Here is a 13,019-nt window from a genome sequence, read left to right on the forward strand (position 1 = left end):
AAGGATTTTACCGGACGAGCACGGACATCCCGGCAACATAGTCAACTGATAACCAGCAACATCACATTACCAATTACAGACAAATTCAGACCTACAATGATTTTACAATATCTTCCAACGATTCTTTAGAGTTTGCCAACATCAGTTTCTCCGTTTTTATCCTGGAGATTCTCCGGGTCAGAGTCTCAACAGTCAGTTTCATTAAATCAGCAAAACAAGCAGGCTGAACGCCCTCGCGTAAAAAGGCACATACCCTTAAATCCTCTTCCGTAAGTTTCGGACTTATCCCTCTCAATTTGGATACAAGTCCGTAAACACTTTCCTGAAGCCGCAAAAGTTCTGTCCAGTCTTTCTCAGAGAAAAAAGATATTTTAGAAGATAAAGCTGTTCGTTCCTTCAACTGACGGACTTTTGAGACAACCGGAGAACTCTCATAAATATGTTGTTGAAGGGATTGATATTTTTCTTCGAGGTAATTACACTGCATCACCAGTTTGTCAGATTCAATCTCTTTCATCTGCATTTCTTCCTTAAAGGTATCCAGTTGCGAATGTACAGACAAATGTTTCTTCCAAAGTAATCCGAGCAAGAGAGACATAACACCCAACAAACCTAAGGCAGAAGATAGAATAATAGTAGAGTTATCTTTACTGTCAATCAACATCAACTGGCTGGCGTATGCTTTTCTTTCCATCTCCAGTGCTTCGTCAAAGTTTTCATATTTCTGATAATACAGGCTGCATCTCTTACAAATCTTAGTCATTTGCTCATATTCTTCTGCTTGTGCAGCTAATTTTATTGCTTCTTTGAAATGAACTTCGGCGTCTTTCTCATGATTCAAATCACTCTCTACGCATGCCAGATAATAATAGGCTTTCGACTTTTGAAGTTCATTTCCGTATTGCTCATAATAAGATACCGCCTGACGAATCTGATTATCAGAAGAATGAGGTATATTTTTATCTTCATTGAATTGAGTACAAAGCAAATTATATTCTGCAAGTTGCTCCTCATTCATTTGGTTCATTTGAATCGTTTCAAGAATAATGGATGCCGTATCCGGATCTTGCTCTATTAACTGAGCGGCTTTGTCCAATCCTTGTTTCACATTAGTCCCCTCCGGATGACATGCAACCAAAGAAAGGATAAATACATACAATAAAATTCGAAGATTACTCATATTCCCAATTTTTAATCTCTGCATACAAATATGCGACAAATTTATAAGATTATTGTTAGAGTAGCAAATAAAAGAAACACATCACAGCGAAAAGATGAATTGTATAAAAAAAGAGATACTTTCTAAACTTTTCCATACAAAACTTGATTATTTGCCCGAAAAATCATATATTTGAGTAAATAACTCAGAGCTTATGGCAAATCCGATTCTTCCTGGTATATCAGAAGCTGAACAAGAACTGTTGTACAAGAAACTAAACGAATACAATCAGGGAAGAACCTCTTACAAAGAGGCAGGTGCTTATCTGGTTGTACTGCCCCGTCCGGAATCTCCCCGTTACTCCTTATGGGTGTATTCCCCTCTTCCCGAACGCCAGTCCATCTTTTACGTCCAGGACCTCTCTACAGACATCCATGAAAGTCTGCGAGCGGCAAGCAGCCTATGTTATTATTCTCCACGTTGCATTCTGCTAGTAGAATACAATGTCAAACGCATGCAGAGTAAGGGAGACGACATTATCTCTTTCGGAAAGTATCATGGACATTTCCTGCACGAAATCTTCCGTATCGATCCGGCATATGTGAGTTGGATTGCTTATAAGTTTACTCCACGTATACCAAAACAGGAACGCTTCGTACAGATAGCACAAGTATATCATTCCGTCCATCTGGATATTCAGAAGCGGCAGGCACATCAGAAATATTCTACCAGCCGTTTTCTGGGAAAAGAAGGGGATAAAGTGAAAGAACTGACACTGAAAGTGCTCCGTGTCCGACTGGAAGACGATCCTTACAAAACCACCGTGAAAGGAACGACTCCTTATTTCTATGTCCGGCAGATACTTACCTTGGAAGACCCTATCGGCAATCTCGTCACTTTCAGAACCAGCTCGCGTACGGCAAGCCGGGAATCTTGCCAGGTACCTGCTACGGAGCACGCCTTCAAGCCCGGAGAATCGGTATATATTGCTTCGGCACGCATCTCTTGTACCTTTACTTCGGGAAACAAACAATACACCCGCCTCAATTATGTCAAGTTTAAATAAACTTAAAAGATAGAGCGGTATTATTCCTATTAAAAACATTCGTCCTTTCTTTGCCGGCAGAAAAGGGGGTGCTATAAAAATAGCTGAGATTATACCCAATGAACCTGATACGGTTAGTACCGTCGAAGGGAATTTTCTTTCTATATTCTACTATTCGTTTATACTACTATCCCTTTCTGTAAGTATAATTTCTAAATTCAGAGTTTGAATGTTTGACGTACAATTCATTACGCATTTTACGGCATCCATTTCTTATTCGGACTCCGCACGCATAGCCCTTGAAGGGGGATGCCGCTGGGTTCAGCTTCGGATGAAGGATGCTTCTTCAGAAGAGCTGAAAGCCACAGCCATGCAAGTGCAGGAACTCTGCCGCCAATACGGAGCCACGTTCATCATTGATGACCACGTGGAACTGGTGAAACAGATTGGCGCGGACGGTGTCCACTTAGGAAAACTGGATATGCCGATAAAAGAAGCAAGGGAAAGGCTGGGCAAAGATTTCATTATTGGCGGAACAGCCAACACGTTCGAGGACATCCGGCAACATGCCGCTGATGGCGCCGACTACATCGGTTGCGGCCCTTTCCGCTTCACAACTACCAAACAAAAGTTATCACCCATTCTGGGACTGGACGGTTATCATTCCATCCTGACGCAAATGCACGAAGAAGGAATAACAATTCCTGTCGTTGCCATCGGTGGAATCACACGTGAGGACATCCCATCCCTGAAAGCATCAGGACTGAGCGGAATAGCATTGAGCGGCGGTATTCTAAAAGCTGAGAATCCGGTACGTGAAATGGAAACAATTATACGACTGGCCCAATAGCAATCAATTAGTGAACCATGGAAGATAAAACAAAAATTACTTATCCCGAATCCGAGAAAGTCTATATGCAGGGGCAACTCCATCCTTATCTGAAAGTTGGGATGCGCAAAGTGAACCTTACCCCTACCGTAGTAGTGGAAAACGGGAAAAAAGTTATGACGGAGAATGCGCCCGTCTACATATATGATACAAGCGGCGCATACAGTGATCCGGAACAGAAGGTAGATTTAAAGAAAGGTTTGCCACGCCTCCGCGAACCGTGGATACAGGAACGGGATGTAGAACGGTTGACGGAAATCAGCTCCGAATATGGAAAGATGCGTCTGGCAGACAAAAGTCTTGACTCCCTGCGTTTTGATCATATCACTTTGCCCTATCGCGCCAAAGCAGGCAAGCAGATTACGCAGATGTACTATGCCAAGCAGGGTATCATAACACCGGAAATGGAGTATGTAGCCATCCGTGAGAATATGAACTGTCAAGAGTTGGGCATAGAAACCTACATCACACCGGAGTTTGTGCGTGATGAAATTGCGGCAGGACGTGCCGCCTTACCCGCCAACATCAACCATCCCGAAGCAGAACCTATGATTATCGGTTCAAAGTTCCTCGTAAAGATTAATACGAATATCGGAAATTCAGCTACCTCTTCCACGATTGAAGAAGAAGTGGAAAAGGCCGTCTGGAGTTGCAAATGGGGTGGAGATACGCTGATGGACTTATCTACAGGAGAGAATATTCACGAGACACGGGAATGGATTATCCGGAATTGTCCTGTTCCGGTAGGTACGGTTCCCATGTATCAGGCAATGGAGAAAGTACACGGAAAGGCGGAAAACCTTACCTGGGAACTATTTAAGGATACCCTGATCGAACAGTGCGAACAAGGAGTGGATTATTTTACAATCCACTGTGGCATCCGACTGAAGAATATTCACTATGCCAATAACCGCCTTTGCGGAATGGTGAGCCGGGGAGGAAGCATTATCTCCCAATGGTGTAAAATCCATCAGAAAGAGAGTTTCCTGTATGAGCATTTCGATGATATATGCGATATATGCGCACAATATGATGTGGCACTTTCATTAGGTGACGGTTTGCGTCCGGGAGCTATCCGCGATGCGAACGACCGGGCACAGTTTGCGGAACTGGATACGATGGGAGAACTGGTAGAACGCGCCTGGGCAAAAAATGTACAGGCATTCATCGAAGGTCCGGGACACGTACCCATGCATAAGATTAGGGAAAATATGGACCGGCAGATTGAGAAATGCCACGGAGCACCGTTCTATACTCTCGGTCCGCTGGTTACAGATATTGCACCGGGATATGATCACATCACAAGTGCCATTGGCGCAGCACAAATCGGTTGGTACGGAACAGCGATGCTTTGCTATGTGACACCCAAAGAACATCTTGCATTACCGCAGAAAGAAGATGTACGCGTAGGAGTGGTAACTTACAAAATTGCCGCACACGCCGCTGACCTTGCCAAAGGCCATCCGGGTGCCGAAGTACGTGACGATGCCTTAAGCAAAGCCCGCTATGAATTCCGCTGGAAAGACCAGTTCAATCTGAGTCTCGATCCGGAACGCGCCTTACAATATTACAAGGAAGCCAACCACCTGAACGGGAAGTATTGCACCATGTGCGGGCCCAACTTCTGTGCCATGCGCATCAGTCAGCAGTTGAAGGATTGCAATGAATGAGCTACAAGCTACGAGCTACAAGCTACAAGCTACAAGTGGCTGCGCTATGAAACAGCAAACCACTTGTAGCTCGTAGCTTGCAACATATTACTTTTTAAACTTATAAGAAAATGATTGAAACAAAAGTATCCAAAGGTATCATCAGTACCTATTTTGAGAAATTAGAGAGAAATCTTGATCTGGACGTCGCCATTGTAGGTGGTGGTCCGTCGGGCATAGTAGCCGCTTATTATCTGGCAAAGGCCGGGTTGAAAGTAGCGCAATTCGACCGTAAGCTTGCTCCCGGCGGCGGAATGTGGGGCGGTGCCATGATGTTCAACCAGATTGTGATTCAGGAAGAAGCGATTGACATTGTAAAGGAATTCAATATCAACCACGAGGAATATGAGGACGGCTTATATGTGATGGACTCTGTAGAGAGTACCTCTGCATTGCTTTATCATGCCGTACATGCCGGAGCCACCGTATTCAACTGCTATTCCGTAGAAGATGTTATCTTCAAGAATAATACGGTAAGCGGAGTAGTGGTAAACTGGACTCCCGTATTGCGCGAAGGTATGCACGTGGACCCGCTAAACATCCTTGCAAAGATAGTAATAGACGGAACAGGCCATGACAGCGAAATAGCCGCTACCGTAGCCCGCAAGAATGGCAGTCGCCTGGCTACCGAAACCGGTGGTGTAATTGGCGAACGTTCACTGGATGTAATTGCAGGAGAGGAAGAGGTTGTAAACGGTACGAAGGAAATCTATCCGGGACTTTACGTTTGCGGTATGGCTGCTTCCGCCGTTTCGGGCACTCCGCGTATGGGACCGATCTTTGGAGGAATGTTGATGTCCGGTAAAAAGGTAGCTGAGGAAATTATTGCGAAACTGAAGAAGTAATTTCTCAGAAGCCACTATTTATCAAGGTGGGCAATTTTTCACCACAGATTACACCGAATTCTAAGACCTACGCAAATATTTGCGTAGGTCTTAGAATTCGGTGTAATCTGTGGTGATCTCCGGCATACTCTTGTATAGACTTATCCTGCAATCTTTTTCAGCCTCCTGAAATGAGCAAGCAACTCTTCGGCATCTTTCCACGTATGGTAACGGTTCCAGATATCTCCTAATAAAGCTGCACCGCCAAAGCCAAGAGACTTTATTTCCACAAGGTTCACCTCACTTATTCCGCCTAAGGCTACTACCTTTTCATGGATGACTCCGCTTTCCTGTGCTTGTTTCAACTCATCCTTTGAATATCCCGAGCGATATCCCTGTTTGGAAATGCTATCGTAAACAGGACTCATAAGCACATAATTGAACAGGGAGACTGTACTTTCCACTTCTTCCAAGCTATGGCAGGCACGACTCAGTATTCCCTCATAATTTGCAGGTACCTCCGGATGACGGGAATTCAAGTGAATTCCGCCTAGAAGATACTTATCTTTCAAAGAAAAGAAATCATGAATGACAATCCGGGTTCTATATTCCGGAGCAATACCTTGCAGCAGATTTTCTACCGCATGAACATCCGCATCCGGTTTGCGTACATGCAGCAAGTCCAGTCCGGCTTTGAATAACTCAGTGACGATGCGTGCTTCATCCGGAATAAAATCCGGAGAGGTGATAATAATCAGTTTCATTTTTCTATCCTTCATTTACCGGATGCGTCGGAAACGGGAAATGCCACAAAGGACCATTCCCCTGCCCTATACGTAAATTCTTCCCGGCTTCAATAGCACAGGAAATGTATTCTTTGGCCTGTTCCACTGCTTCATACAAGGATGATCCTTGCGCCAGAAAAGTGGCAATGGCGGATGAAAGCGTGCATCCCGTACCGTGCAGGTTGGCGGAATGAATACGCCTGCCACCAAAGATATTCAGTTCTTTTCCGTCATAAAGTACATCGCACATTTCATGACCGGTCAGATGACCTCCTTTAATAAGAAAAGCACAGTGATATTTTTCGAATAACCGGCATGCGGCATCCTCCATTTCATCAATCGTCTGAACCGGTTGTTGCAACAATACTTCTGTTTCGTGCAGATTAGGAGTTACGAGAGTTACTTTCGGAATCAACTTAGTACGAATGGCTTCCAATGCCTCATCCGTCATCAGACTATGCCCGCTGGTAGAAACCATCACCGGATCGAAAACCACTTTCCGGGGAGAATAGCGACGCAGTATCCGTACTATTTCATAGATAATCTCTACGTTTCCGGTCATACCTATTTTAATGGCATCCGGTTGCAAGTCTTCCATCACCGCCTGCATCTGTTGGCCTACCAACTCTGCAGCAACAGGATGAACGGCTTGCACACCCAATGTATTCTGCACTGTAATGGCTGTGATGGCAGTAGCTGCATAACCTCCAAGTGCCGAGATAGCTTTTATATCTGCCTGTATACCCGCACCACCGGAACTGTCGGAACCGGCAACGGAAAGAACGATTGCTTTCTTATCCATAAACCAAATTACAACTTTCTAACATTCCCTGTACGACTACTCTCCCATGCCGCCTCAATCAGGCGGATAACGCCAAGCACTTCGCACGCATCACTTTGCAACACTTCGCCATTCCGGATATGCTGATAAATATTCTCATAGAAAGCAGCGTAGTTTCCGGGAAGGGTCGGATAAGGTTTCCGCACCACATTACCATCTTTTTCCGTATGGAGTATTCCCCATTGGGATTCATCCTCTTCTCCCCAATGCGGGGCATCCGGCAACAGACCTTTAGTCAGATCCGCCTCTTGAGGATCAAGACCGTACTTCACATAAGAGCCTTCCGTTCCATGAAGAACAAAGCGAGGCTCATTCTCACACATCAGACAGCTGGCTTTCAGGGTGATTTTCACTTCCGGCATCCGGGCAGGTTTCATCAGATGGATGATAAAATAATCATCTACTTTACCACCGGTACGTAAAGTTGCAATATCAGCAAATACAGCTTCGGGCATGCCAAATAGTTGAACAGCCTGGTCGATGACATGGGCACCCAGATTATAAGTCAGACCACCACCATTCTCGCCGGTTTCTTTCCAGGTGTTCGGCTTGATGAAATTCCGGTAACGGGGAAAGGTTGATTCAAATTCGACCAAACGGCCTAACAATCCCTGAGCCAATATTTCTTTCACGGTCAGGAAATCACAATCCCAACGACGGTTCTGGTAAACACTTAAGGTCAGTTCTTTTTCCGCAGCAAGAGCTACGAGTTCTTCACCTTCCTCTACAGTAGTGGTGAAAGGTTTTTCAACGATAACATGTTTTCCAGCTTCGAGAGCACGACGGGCATATTCGTAATGGGAACTGTCAGGGGTGTTCACTACCACTAACTCCAGTTCTTCCATTCCTATCAACTCATCAAAACTACGCACAATACGGGATTGCGGATACTTCGCCCGTGACAATTCTTTACTACGCTCAGTGACAGCAGTCAACTCAAAATGAGGATTTGTGGAAATAAAAGGAGCATGAAACACTTGTCCCGACATTCCAAAGGCAGCCAATCCGGTTCTTATCTTATCCATATCTTTCATTTTTTCTTTCGGCAAAACTAATGAATTTATCATTATTTGCTTCATGAAGCAACGATAATATCAAAATCTCCAATCCAAAAATCAATTCTGCCTATATACTTCGACTGGAAACAGGTATTTTTGCCACATGCATTATTTAGATTGAATACCATATTTAGATTGAATACCATGAAGAAATTAGCTTTTTTATCCTGTCTGCTTCCCATTCTGTGGGCAGCATGTAGCGGTACTGCAACCACCCGCAAAGAATCCGGTGAATGGGCAAAAGTCCCCGAAATCCTGAAGAACATTGTTCCGCCTACTTTTCCGGACAGTATATATGACGTAACTGCCTACGGGGCAAAAAGCGATACGAGTTTTGACAGCCGACCTGCCATATTGGAAGCCATCAATCAATGTAATACAAATGGTGGCGGCACCGTTCTCATCCCTGCCGGAAACTATTTCAGCAAAGGCACCATCCTGCTGAAAAGTAACGTAAACCTGCACGTTGCAGATGGCGCACGTCTGGAATTCTCGAGCGTGGCCTCTGACTATCTCCCCATGGTATTGACCAAATGGGAAGGAACGGAATGTTTCAACTACTCCCCTTTCATCTATGCCTACCAGTGCACCAATGTCGCCCTGACCGGCAAAGGCACGATTGACGGCAACGGAGCTGTAACTTTCAATGGTTGGCACGCCCTGCAAGGTCCCGCCCTGGATCGCTTGCGCCAGATGGGTATCGATTCCATCCCGGTATACGAACGCGTATTCGGAGAGGGATATTACCTGCGCCCATGCATGATACAATTCTACGGCTGCAAGAATGTACTTGTAGAAGATGTACAGATCTACGATTCTCCGTTCTGGATTATCCATCCTGTATTCTGCGACAATGTCACCGTACGCAATGTATATATAGACAGTAACAACTACAACAACGATGGTTGTGATCCGGAATCAAGCACGAACGTACTGATTGAGAACATGGACTTCAATGTGGGAGATGATGGTATCGCCATTAAATCAGGACGCGACCAGGACGGCTGGCGCATCGGCCAAGCCACGGAGAATGTGATTATCCGTAACTGTCACTTCGCCCGGTGGGCCATTACCATCGGTAGTGAAATGTCCGGTGGCGTGCGGAACATCTTTATCGAGGATTGCAAGATAGACAGTTGCCGCAACGGTATTTACTTCAAATCAAATCTGGACCGTGGCGGTTACTTTGAAAATCTGAACATGCGCCGGATAGAAGCGGACGTCTGCCTGTGGGGAGTGATTAATTTCCGTACGAACTACCACGGATACCGCGGTGGAAATCATCCGACACTCTTCCGCAATATCTGCATAGAAGATGTAACTTGCAACCGTGTGGACAGCGTAGCACTCATGGCAAACGGATTACCGGAAGCTAAACTTTATAATATCACCCTGCGGAACATAAAGGTAAAACAGGCACCGAAAGCCATACAGATGGACAATGTAGTGAACTTAACGCTCGAAAACGTAGAGGTGAACGGGAAACAGGTTACTTCCGCTGAGCAAGAAGACTAAGGGTAAAGACATAGAACACTCTGAGGCTTGATGTAAAAGATGCCATCTTTTGATATAAAAGGTGGCATCTTTTGCATAGTATATAAGAATGTTCTCTTCAGAAAGATTACTCCGTAACCAACGGACGTTTACGCCAGTCATCCTTCACATAGCTATCGGGATAGACTGTTTTATCTTTTAACTCACCACCTTTCAGGCGTATCCAGGAAGTAAAGGTACGTTCCCCCTCCTTCAACACAATTACGCGTGCACCATTAGATAGATGGTTATATTCCGTATTACCACCTGTGAAACGTCCATAAGCCAGTACGATACCTTTCCACATGACTGAATAGTCATTATCATGGTCATGTCCGACAAAAGTACCCATTACATCACCTGCTTCCTTCATAGCAGCAAACATACCGGTATTAATAGCAGCTGAACAAGCTTTTTCCATACGCGTACCATAAAGGATGGCGTTCTCATCAGAAGCCGCTTCGTTGTATTCGGACAGCGGGATGTGGAAGAATGCCAAAGCCGGCAAAGGCTTTCCGTTATTCTTGGCGGTAAAAGCTGCACTTTGCTGACGATACCAGTTCACCTGATCGAATGTAAGCCAGTCATACCCTTTCACATCCGGTAATTTGGAGTACGAGTGAGAATCCAGGCAATAGAGCACTGAAGCATCTTTCTTACCATCCGAAGATTTCACGGTGAGGACGTAGTCGGGAGACTCAACGCTACCGCGGTCGGGCTGGATGTTGTAAGGCATGGAACGGATAATATCGTATAATTCGGCACGCGTTTTGCCTTGTTCGTTATCATGGTTACCGAAAGTCACGACAAAAGGTATCTTACGGGAGGAAGCACAATCAAGTACGGCTCGCATAGCTGTATCAGCAGGCGGTGCATAAACTACATCCCCGGTAAAAACAATCAAATCGGGACGTTCGGCATCCAGAACTTCGTTGATACGCTTCAAGGCAATGGCTGAAGCTGGATTGTGATACTGAAAATGAATGTCGGTAAACTGGGCGATTTTAAACTCTCCGTTCTTGTTAAACTTTAAGGGGGCAACCTGTGCCTGGCAGAACAGAACTGTCAGAAAAGCCAGACAAAGGGTTAAAGAAATTCTCTTCATGTTGTTAGTAATTAGTTTTTAGGTAGTTTATTAGGTTGAAATCAGTATTATTCTTTGGTTATCAAAACTGTTGCATAAGCTGAGATACCTTCTTCGCGACCGGTAAAACCAAGCTTTTCCGTAGTAGTGGCTTTGATGGAGATGTCGTCTTCATCTATTCCCATTACTTTGGCAAGCGTCTGCTGCATGGCGGGAATATGGGATTTCAGTTTGGGGCGTTCCGCACAGATGGTTGCATCAATGTTGCCCACGGAATAGCCTTTGGTTGCAATCAGTTCTACGGTTTTCTTCAGTAATATTTTGCTGTCTATGTCCTTGAACTCTCCTGCGGTATCGGGAAAATGATAACCGATATCACGCATATTGGCGGCTCCCAGCAAGGCATCGCAAATGGTATGAATCAGCACGTCGGCATCCGAATGTCCGAGTAATCCTTTCTCATGTTCCAGGCGGATACCGCCTAACCAGAGTTCACGTTCTGCCACCAACTGGTGTACATCGAAGCCAAAGCCTACACGTATTTTCATATCGTTCTTCTTTTAATTTTATTGGATGAATGCACGAAAGTACGGAAAAAAAGCAAGTGGGGAATAAAGACAGAACGCAAATTACACAAATTACGCAATTTTTCGTCTTATATAAGGCAACCGATAGGAGGCCTGAAAGAAATTGCGTAACCTGTGTAATTTGCGTTCTATTCCGTATTCCTTATGATTTACGGTCTATCCGGCAATTGGGACAGTAGGTCTTTGTAGAATGCCCTGACGTCCTTCCAGTGATAGAAAGGAGCGATGTCGGTCTTCACCGGAATACTCACTTCTTTCTCGTTCAGCATGAACTTCACGATGATATCGTCTGCGCTGCCTTTCTTACGGAAGAAAACAATCTGCACATTGGCAGCCATAGGCACCATTTTGAAGTTACACCATGCCTGATAGAATTTGGCCGGATCGGACTCTTCATTATAGCAGTTCTCCAGTCTCAGCAAGCCCACCAGAGGAATAACATTACCGTCGTGTCCGAAGCGGAAAGTGGCCGAGTTTGTACCGGAGGCAATCGCCGCGTCTGCCGAGTCCATGATATTCTCAACCAGAGATTTGGCGTTTGCCAGCATCAGCCCGTTCGTCATGGGCGAAGGGCCGTCGCATACATAGTTCTTATAGTTATGTATCTGCCAGATATCAAACAATTCCTGCTTCTCAAAGATATCATAAAAACAAACCTCCGGTTCCACGTTCTGCATATCAGAAGCAACCCAATACAGACCGCGCATCAGTTCTTCAGGATTCACATTCTTACGAATATACTCTTTGCTATTGAACAGTGTATTCACCAGACGTTCCGGACGGACATGTTCTTCTTCGAACTTGCGGAATTCCTCATACCAGGGCCCTTTGCGTGAAGTAAACTTCATAGCTTCCTGTGTATGGAAATTTAGGTAATCCATATATTTATTGCTGGATTCGCGCTCAATCTGCATCTTCGGGTTGAATTCCTTCAGGCGTTCGCAGAATGCATCCATGCTGAGCACGCAACGGATAACTACGGTAGAGCGGGCAGACATCTGCGGTTCACCTTTAAATACTTCAGGGAATGCCTGATACATACGTTCGGCAATGCCTCGTTGTTGCTTCACTCCTACCGGACTGAGGTCGCCGCCATGTCCTTTGGCATCTGCCCAGACAATGTCCAGACGTTTACGGACATCTTCGCCCAAATCGGTTAATACTCCGGCTGCATGGGCTTTCTCAAAGACTTCCATCACGCGGACGTAGTCTTCATCCGCAATTAGCCAGCGGGAACCATGACGGCCATAGTGACTGATATAGAACGGTTCATAACCTTTCGGAGCCTTGGTCTGGACGCCCGAAGGACCGGGGTAAGCGTAATATACACCACCTGTCGTTGCAATATCATTGAAGATTTCTTCGCGTGTGGCTTGTGCATATAAACCTTGAACAGCAAAAGCTGCTAACAGGACGATTGAAAAAAGAGTTCGTTTCATTCTCATAAACAAGTTGTTATTCTTAATATATTTATTATTGCATTAGTAAAAAGGAAAAGTAATGAA

At 45.1% G+C, this 13,019-nt stretch carries 12 protein-coding genes and 1 riboswitch; of the genes, 5 read left to right on the forward strand and 7 right to left on the reverse strand.

Going from position 1 to position 13,019, the window contains the following annotated elements:
* Nucleotides 1–91: 91 nt before the first annotated feature.
* Nucleotides 92–1,180: a tetratricopeptide repeat protein gene (locus tag K6V21_RS01185; protein WP_224320607.1), complete on the reverse strand. Its 1,089-nt coding sequence runs from the start codon at nt 1,178–1,180 to the stop codon at nt 92–94.
* A gap of 193 nt (nt 1,181–1,373) precedes the next feature.
* Between K6V21_RS01185 and K6V21_RS01190 the strand changes: the two genes are divergently transcribed.
* The 4 genes from K6V21_RS01190 to K6V21_RS01205 all read left to right on the forward strand — a co-directional run bounded on the left by K6V21_RS01190 (nt 1,374) and on the right by K6V21_RS01205 (nt 5,647).
* Nucleotides 1,374–2,225 (forward strand): hypothetical protein, encoded by an 852-nt coding sequence (locus K6V21_RS01190; protein WP_217712778.1) that lies wholly within the window; start codon nt 1,374–1,376, stop codon nt 2,223–2,225.
* A 54-nt stretch (nt 2,226–2,279) separates the two neighbouring features.
* Nucleotides 2,280–2,374, forward strand: a riboswitch (TPP riboswitch).
* A gap of 59 nt (nt 2,375–2,433) precedes the next feature.
* Nucleotides 2,434–3,054: a thiamine phosphate synthase gene (locus tag K6V21_RS01195; protein ID WP_224320608.1), complete on the forward strand. Its 621-nt coding sequence runs from the start codon at nt 2,434–2,436 to the stop codon at nt 3,052–3,054.
* A gap of 17 nt (nt 3,055–3,071) precedes the next feature.
* A complete protein-coding gene (gene thiC / locus K6V21_RS01200) occupies nt 3,072–4,763 on the forward strand; it encodes a phosphomethylpyrimidine synthase ThiC (RefSeq protein ID WP_224320609.1) in 1,692 nt (563 codons plus the stop codon).
* Between the two features lie 110 nt (nt 4,764–4,873).
* Entirely contained in the window at nt 4,874–5,647 is a 774-nt protein-coding gene (locus K6V21_RS01205; RefSeq protein WP_044269488.1) for a sulfide-dependent adenosine diphosphate thiazole synthase, read from the forward strand.
* A gap of 140 nt (nt 5,648–5,787) precedes the next feature.
* Here the strand turns inward: K6V21_RS01205 and K6V21_RS01210 are convergent, their stop codons facing one another.
* From K6V21_RS01210 to K6V21_RS01220, 3 genes are read right to left on the reverse strand one after another with little or no spacing between them, the layout of a single operon-like run.
* Nucleotides 5,788–6,390, reverse strand: coding sequence for a thiamine phosphate synthase (locus K6V21_RS01210; RefSeq protein WP_217716637.1), 603 nt, complete (start codon nt 6,388–6,390; stop codon nt 5,788–5,790).
* A 4-nt stretch (nt 6,391–6,394) separates the two neighbouring features.
* Nucleotides 6,395–7,213 (reverse strand): bifunctional hydroxymethylpyrimidine kinase/phosphomethylpyrimidine kinase, encoded by an 819-nt coding sequence (gene thiD / locus K6V21_RS01215; protein ID WP_224320610.1) that lies wholly within the window; start codon nt 7,211–7,213, stop codon nt 6,395–6,397.
* 8 nt (nt 7,214–7,221) lie between these two features.
* A complete protein-coding gene (locus K6V21_RS01220; RefSeq protein ID WP_224320611.1) occupies nt 7,222–8,277 on the reverse strand; it encodes a Gfo/Idh/MocA family oxidoreductase in 1,056 nt (351 codons plus the stop codon).
* Nucleotides 8,278–8,454: 177 nt separating this feature from the next.
* Here K6V21_RS01220 and K6V21_RS01225 point away from each other — a divergent pair, with 177 nt between their 5' ends.
* Nucleotides 8,455–9,825: a glycoside hydrolase family 28 protein gene (locus tag K6V21_RS01225; RefSeq protein ID WP_224320612.1), complete on the forward strand. Its 1,371-nt coding sequence runs from the start codon at nt 8,455–8,457 to the stop codon at nt 9,823–9,825.
* A gap of 106 nt (nt 9,826–9,931) precedes the next feature.
* Here the strand turns inward: K6V21_RS01225 and K6V21_RS01230 are convergent, their stop codons facing one another.
* The 3 genes from K6V21_RS01230 to K6V21_RS01240 all read right to left on the reverse strand — a co-directional run bounded on the left by K6V21_RS01230 (nt 9,932) and on the right by K6V21_RS01240 (nt 12,959).
* Nucleotides 9,932–10,948: a metallophosphoesterase family protein gene (locus K6V21_RS01230; protein WP_224320613.1), complete on the reverse strand. Its 1,017-nt coding sequence runs from the start codon at nt 10,946–10,948 to the stop codon at nt 9,932–9,934.
* A gap of 47 nt (nt 10,949–10,995) precedes the next feature.
* Nucleotides 10,996–11,475: a 2-C-methyl-D-erythritol 2,4-cyclodiphosphate synthase gene (ispF, locus tag K6V21_RS01235; RefSeq protein ID WP_217716628.1), complete on the reverse strand. Its 480-nt coding sequence runs from the start codon at nt 11,473–11,475 to the stop codon at nt 10,996–10,998.
* A gap of 188 nt (nt 11,476–11,663) precedes the next feature.
* The gene (locus tag K6V21_RS01240) at nt 11,664–12,959 is read right to left on the reverse strand and encodes a histidine-type phosphatase (RefSeq protein ID WP_224320614.1); all 1,296 of its coding nucleotides are present in this window, start codon (nt 12,957–12,959) and stop codon (nt 11,664–11,666) included.
* Between the last annotated feature and the right edge of the window lie 60 nt (nt 12,960–13,019).

It is taken from the genome of Bacteroides cellulosilyticus (genome assembly GCF_020091405.1).
Taxonomy (GTDB): Bacteria; Bacteroidota; Bacteroidia; order Bacteroidales; family Bacteroidaceae; genus Bacteroides.

What these genes read in the sequence shown, in the direction of transcription:
- K6V21_RS01185 (WP_224320607.1), bottom strand. Translation starts at nt 1,180, where the DNA reads ATGAGTAATCTTCGAATTTTATTGTATGTATTTATCCTTTCTTTGGTT.
- K6V21_RS01190 (WP_217712778.1), top strand. Translation starts at nt 1,374, where the DNA reads ATGGCAAATCCGATTCTTCCTGGTATATCAGAAGCTGAACAAGAACTG.
- K6V21_RS01240 (WP_224320614.1), bottom strand. Translation starts at nt 12,959, where the DNA reads ATGAGAATGAAACGAACTCTTTTTTCAATCGTCCTGTTAGCAGCTTTT.
- K6V21_RS01230 (WP_224320613.1), bottom strand. Translation starts at nt 10,948, where the DNA reads ATGAAGAGAATTTCTTTAACCCTTTGTCTGGCTTTTCTGACAGTTCTG.
- thiC (WP_224320609.1), top strand. Translation starts at nt 3,072, where the DNA reads ATGGAAGATAAAACAAAAATTACTTATCCCGAATCCGAGAAAGTCTAT.
- K6V21_RS01205 (WP_044269488.1), top strand. Translation starts at nt 4,874, where the DNA reads ATGATTGAAACAAAAGTATCCAAAGGTATCATCAGTACCTATTTTGAG.
- K6V21_RS01225 (WP_224320612.1), top strand. Translation starts at nt 8,455, where the DNA reads ATGAAGAAATTAGCTTTTTTATCCTGTCTGCTTCCCATTCTGTGGGCA.
- ispF (WP_217716628.1), bottom strand. Translation starts at nt 11,475, where the DNA reads ATGAAAATACGTGTAGGCTTTGGCTTCGATGTACACCAGTTGGTGGCA.
- K6V21_RS01210 (WP_217716637.1), bottom strand. Translation starts at nt 6,390, where the DNA reads ATGAAACTGATTATTATCACCTCTCCGGATTTTATTCCGGATGAAGCA.
- thiD (WP_224320610.1), bottom strand. Translation starts at nt 7,213, where the DNA reads ATGGATAAGAAAGCAATCGTTCTTTCCGTTGCCGGTTCCGACAGTTCC.
- K6V21_RS01195 (WP_224320608.1), top strand. Translation starts at nt 2,434, where the DNA reads ATGTTTGACGTACAATTCATTACGCATTTTACGGCATCCATTTCTTAT.
- K6V21_RS01220 (WP_224320611.1), bottom strand. Translation starts at nt 8,277, where the DNA reads ATGGATAAGATAAGAACCGGATTGGCTGCCTTTGGAATGTCGGGACAA.